Raw genomic sequence first — 16699 nt, 5'->3', positions numbered from 1 at the left:
ACTATAGCTAGGCAGAGTCGGGCTCTAGTTCAAGTCGCGGCACGCCCACATTGAAGCGAGCGTGACATCGGAGGCGGCGGCAGCGAGAGTATCGAGACGGAGCGTCATCACCTCTTGCGTCGCCGTCCAAAGAATTGCCGTTGCGATCGCATGACCGGGGAACAAGCACGCCGCGACCTTCGCGTAAAGGCCGAGTTGGCGGAGATAGGACGGTGGAACGGCGTCGGGTGTCACAGGGATCGCGGCGTCAGATTTGTAATCGACGATAAGAACGTGGTCGGTCGACACGACAAGGCGGTCGATGCGGCCTTCGAGGCGTACCGGCTGGCCATTGGCGAAAGCCTGAACCGAAAACGGCACTTCGGCACGGCTATCGGGACCGAAGATGTGGGCCAGATGTGGTGCGCCCAGAAGCGAAAGAGCGCGTGACGCTACAGGTTCGGCCAGTTCCGGATGGTCGGGTAAAAGCGTGTGCGCAGCATCAAGCGCGACAGCGGCGCGAATGTCTTGAGGTACGCTGCTCAGATGCTGCAGCAGGGCGTGTAGTGCGACACCGCGATTTTTTGCGCTACGTGCATCAAGAAGGGTCTCCACGATCGTCGTAAGACCATCTTCGCCGGTCGCCATGTCATCACTCCGGGAGGGCGTCAGGGCCGATACAGGTTGGCTTCGCGTGATGGCTGGAAGGATCAACGGTACCAATGACGTACGTTCATCAATCTCTACGGACGGTACCGAGGGACGCGTGACGGCGATTTCCGGATATCGCAGCCCCACTGGCTCGCCATTGGCGTCAAGCAACGTCTCGGACCGGCTTTCGAGCGCCATGCGGATGGCGCCGTGCCAGGTGTCCTCGATTTTCGTCGTCTCGGCTTTCACCCCCGCGACGTAGAGCGCGTCCTCAGCACGAGTCATGGCGACATAGAGATTGCGCCAGTATTCGGACTGGGCTCGGATTTCCAGTTCGCCCCTAAGCGGGAGCGATGCGGCGCAATGGGCGTCCTTGTTGGGACAATAAAGCAGGAACTGCGCACCATTGTGCGATCCGAAATAGACGGTGTCGCTCACGCCCTTCGGCTTGGTGGCGGCATCGGCGAGAATGACGATAGGCGCTTCAAGCCCCTTGGCTCCATGCACTGTCATGACACGCACGCCAGCGGCGTTGGCGGCCAGATCGCGCTTGATCACGATATCGGACGCGCGCATAGCCGCAAGGAACCCTGTCAGTGACGGCTGATCGGAGGTTTCGTGTTCGAGCGCCAGATCGAGGAATTCGGAGATCACCTCGTCGACTTCTTCACCCAAACGCGCGTGAAATTGCTTCAGGCCGCCCATTGCGTAGAGCACATGGGCGAAAAACTCATAGGGGCGGTCGAAATCGAGACGGCTTCGCAAGGATTTGAGCCGTGCATAGGCCTCTTGGGCAATGGGCAGCTCACTCGCCTTGAGCCTGTCCCAGACTCGTTCCCCGGCCTCACGTCCTTGTGCCAGTTGATAGAGCTCATCTTCTGACAGATAGAACAAGGGCGACCGGAGGATCGCCGAGAGCGCCAGATCGTCGGAGGGATTGAGCAGCACATCGGCTAGGCCCAAAAGGTCATCGATAGCGATATGGGCGGAAACGGGAAGCCGGTCGGCGCCGGGGCTGGCGATATTGCGCAGTTTCAGTGCCCGGACGATTTCGGGAAAAATGCCCTGACGCTTCTGCACGAGGATCAATATATCTTCGGGCCGAATGGCGCGACCGCGCGGACCGAGCGGCGCGCGTGTGGCGATCCAACCCGCTATGGTATCGGCGATCCGGTTGGCCAATTGCCGCGAGGCGCTGGCCAACCCTTCGAGTGGCGCTGTGGGCCAATCCGCGCCTAAGGACGGCGCCTCTGGATTTTCAAGGGGCGACCAGATTTCGATTTGGCCTCCGGTCAGCGTGCGCGCGCTTTCATGACTGATACCGCCAGGCTCGGCCAAAAGCGCAGTTGCGATATCGGAGCGGTTGAACACCGCATCGACGCCATCAAGGATTTCGCGCAGCGTCCTGAAACTGGTGCGCAGCGTTGCATCGTGCCAAGACTGCCCGACCTCAGCGGCTTGGCGCTGCAAAAAGCGCCCTTTTTCTACGAACAGGCGGGGTTCGGCGCCCTGGAAGGAATAGATCGATTGTTTGGGGTCGCCCACCGCAAACACCGTCTTGGGGCGCACCGCGGCGCCTTGGCCGGAAAAGAAATCATCGATCAGCGCGTCGATCACTGCCCATTGTTCGGGATTTGTATCCTGGCTTTCATCGACAAGAATATGGTCGATCCCGGCGTCGAGCTTGTAGCGCACCCATGGGCCGAGGCTTTTATCGGCCAGAAGCTGTGCGGTGCGGGCTACAAGATCGTCGAAGTCCATGAGCGAGCGCGCACGTTTTTGCGCTTCATAGCGCGATACAATCGCTGCAAGAACCCGGGTCAAGGCGGCCGAATTTTCGGCGATGACCAGGGCGCGGCGGCGGTCGTGGCACTGGGCGAGCCTCGCGGCTTCGGCGGCAAGACGATCGGCGAGCCCGGCATCGCGCTTGGCGAAATCGGACTTGGGAAACTTTGCCGGCACCGTGCCATCGGCTTTGAGATAGGCGCCAAATAGCTCCTTGAGAGTGGGATTGGCCGGGTCGATACGGTCGAGCTTGTCCTCGAAGCGCTTCTTCTCGCCATCCGGGGGACAGATCTCGAAAATTTTTGGCCAGTCGGACACCGGCACAAGCATGCCGGCAAGCGCTTCGGCCTCAAACTTCTCGAGAGTTTCTCCGGGACGAAGGCCAAGGCTCTGCGTCAACGCGCCAATCGACGCTTCGGGGTTCGAGAGGATTGCACCCAGCTTACGCGCATTGGCGAGGCAATGGGCAAGGGCGGTTTCAATCTGGCTGTCGCTAAGCGCCGCAAAAAGGGTGCGGACCGCGTCGCCGGTCGCGTCTGGCGCCGTTAGTCCCTCGGCGAGGGTTTCCTCGCGGGCGTCCTTCAAAAGGTCGGCGGCAGCGCGCTCTTCGATCACAGCAAAATTGACCGGCACGCCCGCCTCACGGGGAAACCGCTGCAGCACGGCTTCGCAAAAGGCGTGGATCGTATTGATCTTGAGCCCGCCGGGCGTATCGAGTGCATGGGCGAACAGGCTACGCGCGCGCAATGTTTCCGCCGCGCTCGGCCGTGCGCTGAGCAATTCGGTGAGATCGCTCTCTAACTTGACGTCGTCAACACGCGCCCAACCGGCAAGGATGGTCGTGACGCGATGGCGCATCTCCGCAGCGGCCGCCTTTGTATAAGTGAGGCACAAAATCGCTTCAGGCTGGGCACCATCAAGCAAAAGGCGGAGCACACGCCGCGAAAGAACATAGGTTTTGCCCGAACCGGCATTGGCCGAAACCCAGGCATGTGCACGCGGGGCGATCACCCGAGCCTGTGTCGCCTTGGTATCGGGTGGGACGGAAAGGGGTTCGCGGCGTTCGGCCATCAGCTCTCGTCCTCGCCGACGTCGAGTAGCGTCCATTCCTCGGTGCGGGCCAGATGGTCGTAATCGCCCTTGAAGCGCTGGCTGGCCTTCGGAAGCACGCGGGCCGGCATGGGCAGACCGTCGCGCAAGAGCATAACCTCGACATGGCGCTGGAAGCGGGCGAAGGTTTCCTCGACCATATCGCCAAGGCTCATGCCATCGGCAGCAGCAAACCGGGTGGGCTTTAGCGCCTCGGGGCCGTGGGAGAGCTTGATAAAGCTCATCGCCTCGGTCCTGTGCGCCAAATCCGGCCCGAACGCACCAAGCTCTGCCATCTTGGCCTCGAGCGGCAGTTGCGGCGCAAAGAACTGCTTCATTTCCTTGGGCTGAGGCGCCTGGCCTGTCTTGAAATCGATGATTTCGAGCGTGCCCAAGACCCCTCTATCAATCCTGTCGGCTCGACCGCGCAGAGTGAACAGTGCGCTATCGAAGGGGAGTTCGATCTTGCCGCTGACCTCGGCGCGCCGGATGGCGATATGGGTGCGCTGGCGCTCAAACTCCAGAAATGCCTCTGCAATGGCTTCGAACCGCTTGAGCCAAAGATCGCGGCGCGAGGGCAGGGCGTCGAGACGGGCGTAGTGCCCATGCGCCAGATCCATGATGATCGCGAAGGCGTTACGGGCCAGGGGATCGTGGCCATTATGAATGAAATCGCCAAGAATGTCGTGGATCAGGTTGCCGCGCTCGGCGTAGTCGGGATCGGCGCCCAAGGGGTCGATGCGCCGCAGGCCGAGCACGTAGCGCGCATAGATATCATAGGGCGAGCGCAGCAGCGTCTCGGCTTCAGTGATTGAAAGCGATCTGGGACGCACGCTGGCCGGCGGATTTGGGGCCGGGCGCCCGGCGGGGCGGGGCGGGACGCCCGTGGCATCAAGCCGCCGCGCCTGGTCGACGAAGTGGCCACCACGCGCCTCCATGTCCTTTGTGAGCGCATCGCCCAACAGCGCCTCAATGCGCTGGATCAGTCGCGAGGGCGTGGCGGGCGCGGTGCCCGAGCGCTCGGGAAGGGTAAAAACCACTTCGCCTGTTCCGGCAGCCATGAGAAAATCATGAGCGGCAAGGCCATGGAGTTTTTCAGGCGGCTCGAGACCGACGGCCAGCCGCATGCCCCGGCTCATCCAAGGGCCGGGATCGGCAATTTCGGGCCAGACCGATTCCGTCATGCCCGCAAGGATCATCCGGTCAGCGCCCATCAGCCGGGCTTCGAGACGTCCGAAGAGGACAACGTCTTCGGCGTCGGGCCGCCTTGGGCGAACGCTCGGTCCGGCCATCAGGCCTTCCAGGGCCAGGGCCAGTCCCGAAGGCGCAAAGCGCGGGCCGCGATCCCCCTGGGACTGGGCCAGTTCCAGCCAGCGATCGAGTTCGTCTTCGCCTTCGAGCGCTGCGATGGTTTCGTCCGGCCCTTGTAGGCGCAGGCGCTCCATCGTTTCGGCAATCGCCGTGGCCAACCCGCTGGCGCTGAAGGGGCCAGCAAGGAGGCTTGAGAGGGGTTCGAGCGCCGCTTCGATGGCATCAAGCAGGGCCAGAGCCTCTGTGGCGCTCTCGGCGTTGAGGCGCTGGGCAGGATAGGGCGTGCGTTTTTCGAGATTATCGGCAATGGCGCGGCGCAGGCCATCGAAGCCGGGGAGGGGGCGCTGGCCACGCAGCGCACCCATTTCGAGGCTCTCGGCAGCGGGCGCGACCACCGCACGGCCAAGCCCGACTGTCACGTGCCGATTGCGCAAAAGCGCCATCAGATCGACCGGGTCGAGGCCATTGGCGAGCACAGTCACTGCCTGGCGCACCAGCCGACCGGCACGTGAACGCGTGAGCGGCGTGCCGGCGGCGTCGTCGAGTGCGATATCGAACCGGGCGAGTTCCGCGCAAATCCGGCGGGCCAGCGTCTGGTCGGGGGCGATGATGGCCACCGAGAGGTGTTTGGCCAGTGCATCGTGGACGCACAGCGCAATGGCGCGGGCTTCTTCCTCCGGCGTTTTGGCGCGCAGCAGACTCAAATCGTTGGCTGCCATCGACAAATCTTTAGCGCGGTCGGCAGCGAAACGTGCCCAATCGGCCGTGGCGTCGGGGAGGCCGAGCGCCGCGTTGAGGCTGTCGGTGCGCGGTGAAGGTGCCTGGGCGAGTTCGATGACCGCCTCCGGCGGCGTGCCCAACCGTCGCAACAGGCGGATGAGCCCGTATTGCGGATGGCCGTGCGGGTTCTTTCGGGGATCGCGCAGGATTTCGGCGGTTGATACATCCATCGTCGTATCGAGCCCGGCGAGAACCACCGCGCCGTTGGGCAAATCGGCGATTGCCGCGATGAGATCGGCAGTGGTGGGAATCGAACCAGTCGAGCCGGCAACGATCACCGGGCGGTCGCCGTGGACGGTCGATAGCGAAGCAGCCTTGCGTTCGAGCAGCGCATTGGTGCGGCTGGCGGCTTCCATTTCGCCCTCAGCTTCAAGGATCGAAGGCCAAGCGCCCAGAACGAACGAAACGAAATCGAGATTGGCTTGGAACTGGCCGGCCAATTGGGCGTCATCGATTTCTGCAAGGCGAGACGGTTCGATGCGCGCGATGGCAAAATCGTCGATCAGCGTGCCCAGCGTATCGGCCAGGGCCAAAATCTCGGCGCTGTTGGGCGGGCCGGAATGGCCGCCAAGACCGGGCGCCGAAAAGGCTGTGGCACCGCGTTGGGTCGCCAGCCATTTCTCAACGAGTTCGGCCAGCAACAGCCGCCGCTTGAAGCGGTTGATCGGCGGGGGGAGCGTGATCGGCTCATAGGGCGGCAGGAAGGGTTCCTGTGCTGGGTCCTCACCGCCCAGCGGGCGGATATCCGGCAGGAGCATAGGCTGATCGCCCAGCCTCTCGGCGATCAGCCGCGAAAGCCTGGTCGCGGCACGCCGGGTCGGTAGGTAGATGGTCATGTCCGAGAGCCAGAAGGGGCCCTCGCGTCGCCAGTTGGGCAGAATGGTGCCCGACACCAGCGCGTCGGCCAGGGTAGGCAGAAACGGAGCGTGGGGGGCTATCGAAGAGATCGAGCCAGGGCGGGCCATCAGACGAGCGCGCCGATATCCTGCGCGGTGCGATCGAGCGCCTGGGGATCGCCGACATGGAACCAGCGGGTTTCGATCACAACGCCCTTGAGCCGCCTGTTTTCGCGTGCCGTCTCGAAATGACGATAGAGCGAAAAGGCAATATCGGGCCCCTGGTCGGCCAAATCCCGCGAGATCATCGCTGCACCGGCATAGACGACCGGGCGACCCTCGGTTTTCGACAGTGTCCCATCGGCGGCCATCAGATAGTCGGCGCCTTTGCGAAAGCCCGACGCATTGTCGGGCGCAACGCAGAGCAGTACAACGTCGGCGTCGCCCTTCGCGTAAGCGTCGGAAAGCCGCGCAATTGGACGATCACTGCCCGGCAGCCAGAAGCTGTCGGTATTGAGCGTCAGGATGGGATCGCTCTCCAAGAGCGGCAATGCTTTGCGCAGCCCCCCGCCGGTATCGAGCAAGCGATCGGCCTCGAGGCTTACCGTGAATGAAAAATCGGGCAGCGCGGCAGATAGGCGCGCCATGTGGGCGGTGATCTGCTCGGCTTTGTGGTGGGCGTTGACCACGAACCGCGTGCAGCCTTCGGCGATGGCGGCGTCGATCACGTGGTCGATGAGCGGCTTGCCCGCGACGTTGATCAGCGCCTTCGGCGTATCGAAGGTGAGGGGGCGCATGCGCGTACCAAGGCCGGCGGCCATCAGCATCACATCAGGGATGACAAGCGAATCGGGCATGGTTCAATTGAAGCGTTCTTGCACCCAGGGCGCAAGCGCGGCGGCGATGGGGGCAATGTCGCGATGGCCCATGGGTTTGATGCCGATGCTACGCCCGGCGCCACCTTCGGCCATTTCAAGCGTGATCTTCAAACCGTCGCGGTCAAAGAGGATAGGTGCACGCTGCGGCCATTCGACGAGGAGAATGGCGTCTTCGTCATCGAACAATCCAAGCTCGAAAATCTCGCTCTCGTCGGCAAGTCGATAGAGATCGGCGTGGGTGATACCGGGATATGGCTGGATGATGGCAAAGGTCGGCGAGGGCACCTCGTGATCGGGGTCGCCCAGGCGAGCGCGAATGATGGCCCGCGCGAGGGCGGTCTTGCCGGTACCAAGGTCGCCGTCAAGGGCTATGACGTCACCGGGGGCGAGGACATCGGCCAGCGCAGCCCCTATAGCGGCGGTCGCTGCATCATCTGGCGCAAATAGCGCAAGCATCGCTATTCGCCGGCGTTGAGGGCCAGCGCAGCATTGGCCGGCAGGATGACGGTGACGCGGGTGCCGCGCGGCTCACGGCTTTCGATCAGCACCGTGCCGCCATGCAGGTTGACGAAGGTCTTGACGATGGCGAGGCCCAGGCCCGCACCGCGCTGTCGGCCTTCGACCGACTGGCCCTCGAAGCGCTGGAACATGGCGTTGCGCATGTCTTCGGGGATGCCCACGCCATCGTCCTCGACTGCAAAGGCGATGCGGTCGGGACCGCGTGCCGCAACTTTCAGGCGCACTTCCGAGCCAGGATCTGAAAAGCGTGCGGCATTGGAAAGGAGATTATAGAGCACCTGCACGATGCGCGTACCGTCGGCAACGAAAGTGGGGAGGTTGTCTTCCACTTCCACGGTAAGATCGACCGGATCGTCCGAACCGACAAACGTCGCTGCCATGCCGGCGCGGGCTCTATCGATCAGGGTAAAAATGTCGAGCACTTCGGGATTGAGCTGGGCGATACCGGCATCGACTGTCGCAAGATCGAGAATGTTGTCAATCAGAAGACCGAGATTGGCCGAGGACGAACGGATATAGTCGGTGTAGGTGCGCTGCTTTTCGTTAAGCGGACCGAATTCGTCTGACGCCAGCAGATCGGCAAAGCCGATGATATTGGTCAGCGGCGAGCGCAGCTCGTAGGAAACGTTCTGAACGAATGTATCTTTGAGCCGATCGGCGGCGATCAGGGCCTCGTTGCGCTCCTTAAGGACGCGCTCGTAATTGGCGCTTTCAGAGACATCGACGAACGTCATCATGGTTTGCCCATCGGGCAGGCGTACCACTGCGTAGTCGAGAAGCCGCCCATCGGCGCGACTGATGCGGCCCTTGGTGTCGGATCGCGTGGGATTGAGATCGATGATGCGCTGTTTCAGGTCAGCCCAGATGCGCTTGCCGTCCTCGGGGAAGGTCTCGCCGCATGCGCGCGCCATGTCGTCGATATGAGGATGGCTGCCCAGCGTATTCATGGGCAGTTTCCACAGGAGCGACAGTCGTGGATTGTGGAGCTTGAGGCGCCCGTTGGTTCCGAACACCGCGACGCCTTCCGACAGCGCGTTTAGCGTTTCGCGCTGCACGTGGATCAGGGCGTTGTGGCGCGTTTCGAGTTCGAGGCGCTCGGTCATGTCCTCAAAGACGTAGATCACGCCGCCCGTGCCGGTGGCGGGAGCTGCAATCACATTGGCGCTGCGCCCATCGGGTAGATACCACGGGACTTCGCGCGGACTGGTCAGCGCGTAGCTCATCAAATGCTTGGCGCGCCAGTCGCGATAATCGGTTTCGGCGGGCAGCATGCCTTGGGTGCGCAGGCGGTCGAGGATGGCCTTTTCGTCGGGCGCTGTATTGAGCCAGCCGGTGTCGAGGCCCCAAAACCGCGCATAAGCGGTATTGTAGTGGGTCAGTTGCCGGCGCTTATCAAACACGGCGATCGGTGTCGCGAGGGCGTCGATAACCGTCGTCAAATGCCCCAGATCGGGCTCGTTGTTTTCGGGCTCTTTGGATTTGGGCCGCGCGATGGGGAGATAGCAATAACCTGCGCTGCCGCCCGAGAGCGGGAACAGGACAAGATCGAGCCCACCGGCCAGATGGTGCTGTTCGGTAAAGGCGATGGTATCGGCTGCGTCTTCGAGTGATTTGAGATGCCGCTCACGCGCTTCAGCGTCGAAAATGTCCGGCGCCGTGCCGCGTTCGCCTTTGAGACCAAGAGTGCGGGTGAAGTGAAGATAGGCAGCGTTGGTATAAACGAGAACGCCATCCTTGTCGCGGAGCCAGGCCGGGATCGTGAGGTTGGCGAGAATGCCCTGCGCCTCGGCGGGCGATGGCAATCGCGTCATGGCGTCGGCACGCAGGGGCGGCTCGACCATGGCACCGGAGGACCTTAACCGGACAACCGCTGCTCCGCCCACGAGACGCCCCGTCGCCCTGATGATACGCCCGTCGCGGGCGGTGACCGAGGTTTCAAATACCTTGCCCTCGATTCGCAGATCGGTGAGCCGCGCCGCAAGGCTGCGGGCCGCATCGTCTTCCAGCCAGGACCGGAATTCTAGGACGGCATGCGCCCGGTTTTCGCCAGGCAGAAGGCTCGAAATAGGGCCAAGGACCGCTGGCTCGATGCCGGTGTCGCGCCATATGATGGTAACTTCGGGCATGCCGGAGAGCAGCGTTTCAAACTCATCGAGTGCAGCGCGCATAGCGCCCACGCGCTCGCTGGCATCGGCGCGTGCCGCTTCGGCCTCACGACGCCATCGGAGCGCCATCATCGACCCCATGAGGCCGAACCCGGCCGCACCCAACATAAGGGCATAGGGGGCGACCCCGGACATGGACGCTGCGAGAATGGGGGCGCCGAGCGCGGGCGTAACCGTAGTGAGGGCCACGCAACCAGCGCAAATTGCTACGAATCCCGTATGTTTCCGGAATCGTGCCGGCTGCATTCGAAATGCCCCCTCGTTCAATGATTTGACCTTGACTGCCCATGGGGCTGCCAAGACGGGCCCCCGAATCAGTTAACCATAACCGCGCGGCGAATCGCGAAAAAGAGTCAAACTGTGGGCCGGTGGATAACTTAGGGCTTGCGTCCCCAGATGCCGATGCTTCGATCCTGATTTGTTCCTAAGAAAAGGTTAACAAAAAAGGGCGCTCCACAAGAAGCGCCCTTGGCGAATTCGCGTCTCCGGCCGAAATCAGTAGCGATAGTGCTCGCTCTTGAAAGGGCCGTTCTGTTCGATGCCGATATAAGCGGCCTGTTCGGGCGACAATTGGGTCAGTTTCGCGCCGAGCTTTCCCAGATGCAGCCTGGCGACCTTTTCATCGAGATGCTTGGGCAGGATATAGACCTGGTTGTCGTACTCTTCGCCTTTGGTCCAGAGTTCGATCTGGGCGAGCGTCTGGTTCGAGAACGACGCGCTCATCACAAAGGACGGGTGACCGGTTGCGTTGCCGAGATTGACCAAACGACCTTCGGACAAAAGGATCATCTTCTTGCCGTCCGGGAACTCGACGAGGTCGACCTGCGGCTTTACGTTGTCCCATTTGAGGTTGCGCAGGGCGGCGACCTGAATTTCATTATCGAAATGGCCGATATTGCACACGATCGCCATGTGTTTGGTCCGGCGCATGTGGTCGATGGTCAGGACGTCGCGGTTGCCAGTGGCAGTCACGACGATGTCGGCGCGTTCGATGGCGTCTTCGAGCGTCACCACCTCATAGCCGTCCATGGCAGCCTGGAGCGCGCAGATCGGGTCAATTTCGGTGACCAGAACGCGCGCACCAGCGCCGCGCAGGGATTCTGCCGAGCCCTTGCCCACGTCGCCATAGCCGCAAACGATGGCGACCTTGCCGGCCATCATCACGTCCGTGCCGCGTCGAATGGCATCGACAAGGCTTTCGCGGCAGCCATAACGATTGTCGAATTTGGACTTGGTGACCGAGTCGTTGACGTTGATGGCAGGGAACGGCAGATCGCCCTTTTGCTGCAGCTGATAGAGCCGCATGACGCCGGTTGTCGTTTCTTCCGAGACACCTTTGATCGCGGCGCGGCACTTTGAATAAAAGCCCGGTTCGCGCGCTATGCGACGCTTGATGGTGGCAAAGAAGGCTTCCTCTTCCTCATTGCCGGGATTGGCCAGAACCGACGGATCGCTTTCGGCTTTTGCGCCCAGCAAAACCAGCATGGTGGCATCGCCACCATCATCGAGGATCATGTTGGCGACTTCGCCATTGCCCCAATCGAGGATGCGGTCGGCAAATTCCCAGTATTCTTCCAGGGTCTCGCCCTTATGGGCAAAGACCGGGATGCCGGCTGCGGCAATAGCGGCTGCCGCATGGTCCTGCGTCGAAAAGATATTGCACGAGGCCCAGCGCACTTCGGCGCCCAGAGCCACGAGCGTTTCGATCAAGACGGCGGTCTGGATTGTCATGTGCAGCGAACCGGCGATCCGCGCACCCTTCAAAGGTTGGCGATCGGCGTATTCTGCCCTTATGGCCATGAGGCCGGGCATTTCGATTTCAGCCATCTCGATTTCCTTGCGGCCATAGCCGGCAAGGGAAATGTCGCGAACAGCATAGTCTTGGACAGAAAAATCCTGGGAAGCCGCGCTCATACGCCCGTTCTCCGCTCTCAAAATAGATGTTGATGGGTCTGCAGCCTTATACGCCAGGGGCGTCAGACGGGCAACCGGGATATAAAGAAAGATTTATATCCCTGGGATCAACGCGCAATCCGGCTGACCTTCACCCTCGGGCGTCGGCGGCGGAATGGGGCCGTGGCCGTCGTCGCGCCGCCCCAGAACAGCGCATAGCCCATGATCAGTCCGATCGCGGTGAAGGTCAGACCATCGATGGTGACGGGAATGGCAGGGCGGAAATCCTCAAGCGCCGCGGCCCCCACGTCTGTGTCGAAATATTGCGCCAGCGACATGGCGCGGGTCGCCGGGCTCGCCTCGCGCAATTGGGCAAGCTGGGTGGACAAACGCTCATGACGGCTAAAGACGGCCTCCATGGAAATCCCGCGTTCGGCCAAAAAGGCGTCCGGGCTTTCCTGATAGCGTTCGAGCCCCTCTTCGCGCGTCAAACCGAAACCGGCAGCATCTTGGTCGAACTGGGCGATGATCGCCGAGAGCTCATCGACCGCGCCGGCCAGCCTCTGACTATATTGTTGGGTGTATTCTGGCGCTTGGGAGAGCGTTACCCCGCCCAGAGTGGCGCCCAAAAGGCAGACAATGCGCTTGAACATGGCGGTTTGGCGCTCCTTGTCGTTGCCTTGGGGATATGCCCTAGCGTGGCATCAAAAGATGCCGCCATCAGGGCGTTTCGGCGGCGCCCTCATTGTCTTCGTCAAATCCGTTGCCGACCAACTCTGTCAGCGCCTCGACGGCTTCGCGCGCTTGGCGACCTGTTGCCTGGACCAGAATGGTCGATCCGGGCCCGGCCGCCAGCATCATGAGCCCCATAATCGAGGTACCGCCAACCGTGACGCCGTCACGGGTGACTGAAACCTGTGCATCGAAATGATCCGCCATGCGGACAAACCGAGCCGATGCGCGTGCGTGGAGGCCGCGCTTGTTGCAGATCGTCAGCCTTTGGCACACGGCCCGGCCAGGTTCGGTGACTGTAGAGTTCATTTGCCCAGAACGTCGTTCGCCACATTAATATACTTACGACCGGCCTCGGCTGCAAATCGGACTGCCTCGCGCATGTCCATTTCGCCGCGTACGCGGGCGAGTTTGACCACCATGGGCAGGTTAAGCCCCGCAATCACCTCGATGTCGCGATCCTGCATGACCGAAATGGCAAGGTTGGATGGCGTGCCGCCGAACATGTCTGTGAGGATCACCACACCGCTGCCATCATCGACGGTCTCTACGGCGGTGATGATGTCGGTGCGACGTCCCTCCATGTCGTCATCAGGCCCGATACAAACGGTGGCGACGCGCTCCTGAGGTCCGACGACATGTTCAAGCGCTGAACGGAATTCGTCGGCAAGTCTGCCATGGGTCACAAGCACCATGCCAATCATCGTCGCTAAATCCCTTTACTGGCCAGCAGCAACCGGCTGGAGTTTTTATCGCCTGAGCGCGCGATACAAGTCTTTTCTAGGCCCGTCCACTGGTTGAACGGCACGCCTGACCAAATACTTTATCCCAGATTGGCGCCCAATGCCCTTAATGCTGCATGAACGAGGAAGCGCTGGTGCAGGCCATCGACGCGTCCGCGGCGCGGGACAGGGCATCGCGGCACCCAGATGCCATGCATTTTGGTGGTCAATGCCGATTCCTCGAGCAGGCGCTCTTCATCGTCGACGAGGTCGACAACGAGATGGACATGCGCTTCCCGCGCGAACGGCAGATTGATGATGCCGCGCCCCCGCAATTCGATCATGCCTTCGATATTGGGGGCCGGCTCCATGACGAGCCCATCTTCATCGACTGAAAGGAGCACGCGATCATCCGAAATCAGCAATGCCGTTTCACCACGCAGACGGGCTTGTTCAAGCAGGTCGATTGCCAGAAGCGATTTGCCTGCGCCCGAAACACCGGTGAGCAAAATGCCGTGATGGCCGATAAGAATGCCCGTGCCGTGGGTATTGTGGCGCTCAGAGGTCAAGATTTGGCCCGTGGTAGCGTGAAGGTGAATACAGCACCAGTTGCATCGGTTCGGTTGCCCGCGTCAAGCGTACCCTGGTGCGCCTGAGCGATCTGGCGGGAGATCGAAAGACCCAGACCCGAGTGATCGCCAAAACTCTCGCCTTCGGGGCGATCGGTATAAAAGCGCTGGAAAACCTTTTCGGTATCGCCGGTGATACCCGGTCCTTCATCGAGGACCTTTGTCCAGACCGTATCGTTGTCCACGCCAATTTCCACCGTTACGGTGCCGCCTTCAGGCGAAAACGAGACAGCGTTGTCGATCAGATTGGTGAACACCTGCGCCAGCCGTGTATCGTGGCCCTTGACCAGCGGTGCGAGCTTATTTGCCTTATTTGCCAAAACGACGTTGACCCCACGGCTCGCGGCGAGATCGGACTGTATCGACACGATGGCTTCGGCCAGCTGGCCGAGATCGACAGTCTCCGTGTTTTCCCGAGCCAGTTCAGCGTCGATGCGGCTGGCGTTGGAGATATCGGAAATCAGGCGATCGAGACGGCGCACGTCGTGCTGGATGATATCGACAAGACGCTGCCGGTCACGCTCGTTTTTGGCAAGGGGCAGCGTTTCAACCGCGCTGCGGAGCGAGGTGAGCGGATTTTTCAGTTCGTGCGCCACATCGGCCGCGAACCGTTCGATGGCCTCGATGCGGTTATAGAGCGCGTTGGTCATGGCGCGCAGCGATCCCGACAGATGGCCGATTTCGTCGGAGCGGTCGGTGTAGTCGGGGATTTCGGCACGCGCCTTCATGGAAGATTGAACGCGATCGGCTGCCGCCGACAGCCGCCGCATAGGCCCGGCGATAGTGCCGGCCATAAGCGCCGAAAGCGTGCCGGTGACGAGCGATGCGACGAGCGCAAGTCTCAGGATCGACCAACGCTCCTGAGCCACGATGGCGTCGATTTCGCCGGGGCTCGTCGAGAGCAGCAGCGCTCCCACGACGTTACGCTGCCGCTGGACGGGAATGGCCACCGAGACAACGAGCTGGCCGCGCGGATCCACGCGTACGATATCGGCCGGCGAGCCATTCAAGGCTGCAGCCACTTCGGGATAGTTGAGGCCCTCATGCGGGCGGTGTTCTAAATAGAGCGGATAATTTCCGCCGCGCAGCAAATGGGAGAACCATGTCCCTAAGCCATCCCACCATGATGGCTCTTCTGGAACGTCTGACGTGTCGGTCGCACCGAGGATTTCGCCGCTGGCAAAGATATTGTTGCTGTCGAGGATCAGCATGCCATCGCGGCCGTAAATCCGGGCGCGCGTTCCGGTCGGGGTCACCAGATTGCGCAACAGCGGCGCGACCCGTTCGGGGCTAATGGGGAACTCAAGCGTGGGATCGAAAAGCGAATAGGGTGAGGCGTATTCGCCCATGTAAAGCTCGAGCAAGCGATCGGGATTGACAGTAATCGATGTCGAATCCGCTGTCGCCGAGGCGGCGATGGCAGCCGCGATGATCTCGCCCTGCACCCTCAACGCCGAGACGCGGACGTCGATCAGGCCCGAGCGGAAGGAGTTGAGATACATGATCCCCGCCACCAGCGCGGCAAGTGCCACGAGGTTGAGAATGACGATCCGTCGGGTGAGGGAAGAAAAAAAGGTGAAATTGATCACCCGCCCGATGCCGCGGAAGAACGCGAACACCGGACGCATGAATGGGCGCCGGGCCGCGCGGCGGTCCTCGGCAGCCCTGGCTTTCTGTTCGCCTTTGGAGACCGGTTCCCGGTCTATGATCGGTTCGCTTGCGTCCACTGAGGACCTATAGTCTCGGGTGTCTGGCGCGTTGTCCCGCAACAATCAGCGGAGAGCGCAAATGCTCCGAAGCCCGAATAAACGGCATCCGCCTGTCGGGATGGCGCTCTATTGTTCCTTGAAGCGATAGCCAACGCCATAGAGCGTTTCGATCATATCGAAGCTGTCGTCAACGCTTTTGAACTTCTTGCGCAGGCGCTTGATATGGCTGTCAATGGTGCGATCGTCGACATAGACCTGATCGTCATATGCCGCATCCATCAAGGCGTTACGGCTTTTGACGACGCCGGGGCGCTGGGCCAGGGCGAGAAGGATCAGGAACTCGGTGACCGTGAGCGTAACCCGCTGACCCTTCCAGGTGCAGGTATGGCGCTCCTGGTCCATGACCAGCGACCCACGTTCGAGAGAGGTCTTGGGGATGCCGTCTTCCCCGTTTACGGTCGCAGCGCTCCCCGGCTCTTTGGGCGCGGCGGCACGACGAAGCACAGCCTTGACGCGCTCAACGAGCAAGCGCTGGGAGAAAGGCTTGGTGATAAAATCGTCGGCGCCCATCTTGAGCCCGAACAATTCGTCGATCTCTTCGTCCTTGGATGTGAGAAAGATCACCGGCACGTCGGACTTCTGGCGCAAGCGACGCAACAGTTCCATGCCGTCCATCCGAGGCATCTTGATATCGAGAATGGCCAGATCCGGCCGCTCGGACGTCAGTCCGTCAAGTCCCGATGCGCCGTCTGTAAACGTCGCGACCTGATATCCTTCGGCTTCGAGGGTCATAGACACCGAGGTCAGAATATTGCGGTCGTCGTCGACTAGAGCGATCTTGGGCATGGACATCCCTTCTTGTTGTTGAGGTCTGGCAGATATTGTCGCGGGGCCAGACTTTCAACGCCGTGTGAAAGAGTTTCGCTCGTCTTGTGCCCTTCACAATACGCGCAAATTATGGCAACGCCAATCGCTCATATCGGGTTGCAACCCTTTATACGCCGGGGGACTCACGGCGCTA

12 protein-coding genes are annotated in these 16699 nt (G+C 61.4%); all 12 read right to left on the bottom strand.

The genetic code is table 11. From position 1 onward, the window contains the following. Positions 1-24: 24 nt before the first annotated feature. The 12 genes from addA to BLR31_RS03290 all read right to left on the bottom strand — a co-directional run bounded on the left by addA (position 25) and on the right by BLR31_RS03290 (position 16524). Positions 25-3486, bottom strand: a complete 3462-nt coding sequence (addA, locus tag BLR31_RS03345) for a double-strand break repair helicase AddA (RefSeq protein ID WP_176762487.1) — start codon at positions 3484-3486, stop codon at positions 25-27. Further along, positions 3486-6560, bottom strand: coding sequence for a double-strand break repair protein AddB (gene addB / locus BLR31_RS03340; protein WP_090591466.1), 3075 nt, complete (start codon positions 6558-6560; stop codon positions 3486-3488). Before addB ends, addA begins: the two co-directional genes overlap by 1 nt. Beyond that, the gene (locus BLR31_RS03335; RefSeq protein ID WP_090591462.1) at positions 6560-7288 is read right to left on the bottom strand and encodes a nucleotidyltransferase family protein; all 729 of its coding nucleotides are present in this window, start codon (positions 7286-7288) and stop codon (positions 6560-6562) included. The genes addB and BLR31_RS03335 overlap by 1 nt, the downstream gene beginning before the upstream one ends. A gap of 3 nt (positions 7289-7291) precedes the next feature. After that, positions 7292-7765: a tRNA (adenosine(37)-N6)-threonylcarbamoyltransferase complex ATPase subunit type 1 TsaE gene (tsaE, locus tag BLR31_RS03330; RefSeq protein WP_090591458.1), complete on the bottom strand. Its 474-nt coding sequence runs from the start codon at positions 7763-7765 to the stop codon at positions 7292-7294. Between the two features lie 2 nt (positions 7766-7767). Next, positions 7768-10182: a sensor histidine kinase gene (locus BLR31_RS03325; RefSeq protein WP_176762486.1), complete on the bottom strand. Its 2415-nt coding sequence runs from the start codon at positions 10180-10182 to the stop codon at positions 7768-7770. A gap of 306 nt (positions 10183-10488) precedes the next feature. Next, positions 10489-11907 carry an adenosylhomocysteinase gene (gene ahcY / locus BLR31_RS03320; RefSeq protein WP_090591452.1) on the bottom strand — a complete coding sequence of 473 codons (1419 nt, stop codon included), beginning with the start codon at positions 11905-11907 and terminating at the stop codon, positions 10489-10491. A 107-nt stretch (positions 11908-12014) separates the two neighbouring features. Beyond that, a complete protein-coding gene (locus BLR31_RS03315; RefSeq protein ID WP_090591449.1) occupies positions 12015-12539 on the bottom strand; it encodes a DUF2937 family protein in 525 nt (174 codons plus the stop codon). 67 nt (positions 12540-12606) lie between these two features. Further along, complete coding sequence (locus tag BLR31_RS03310; RefSeq protein ID WP_090591446.1) at positions 12607-12927, bottom strand: HPr family phosphocarrier protein; 321 nt, start codon at positions 12925-12927, stop codon at positions 12607-12609. Continuing rightward, positions 12924-13322, bottom strand: a complete 399-nt coding sequence (locus tag BLR31_RS03305; protein ID WP_090591442.1) for a PTS sugar transporter subunit IIA — start codon at positions 13320-13322, stop codon at positions 12924-12926. Before BLR31_RS03305 ends, BLR31_RS03310 begins: the two co-directional genes overlap by 4 nt. Positions 13323-13441: 119 nt before the next feature. Next, positions 13442-13909, bottom strand: a complete 468-nt coding sequence (locus BLR31_RS03300; protein ID WP_176762485.1) for an HPr kinase/phosphorylase — start codon at positions 13907-13909, stop codon at positions 13442-13444. Then, a complete protein-coding gene (locus tag BLR31_RS03295; RefSeq protein WP_244504928.1) occupies positions 13906-15696 on the bottom strand; it encodes a sensor histidine kinase in 1791 nt (596 codons plus the stop codon). The genes BLR31_RS03300 and BLR31_RS03295 overlap by 4 nt, the downstream gene beginning before the upstream one ends. Before the next feature lie 108 nt (positions 15697-15804). Continuing rightward, positions 15805-16524: a response regulator transcription factor gene (locus BLR31_RS03290; RefSeq protein ID WP_090592104.1), complete on the bottom strand. Its 720-nt coding sequence runs from the start codon at positions 16522-16524 to the stop codon at positions 15805-15807. Positions 16525-16699: the final 175 nt, after the last annotated feature.

Source organism: Pelagibacterium luteolum, from assembly GCF_900100665.1.
Taxonomy (GTDB): Bacteria; Pseudomonadota; Alphaproteobacteria; order Rhizobiales; family Devosiaceae; genus Pelagibacterium; species Pelagibacterium luteolum.
The sequence above is the reverse complement of the archived record's forward strand: the minus strand, read 5'-3'. Positions and strand labels throughout refer to the sequence as shown.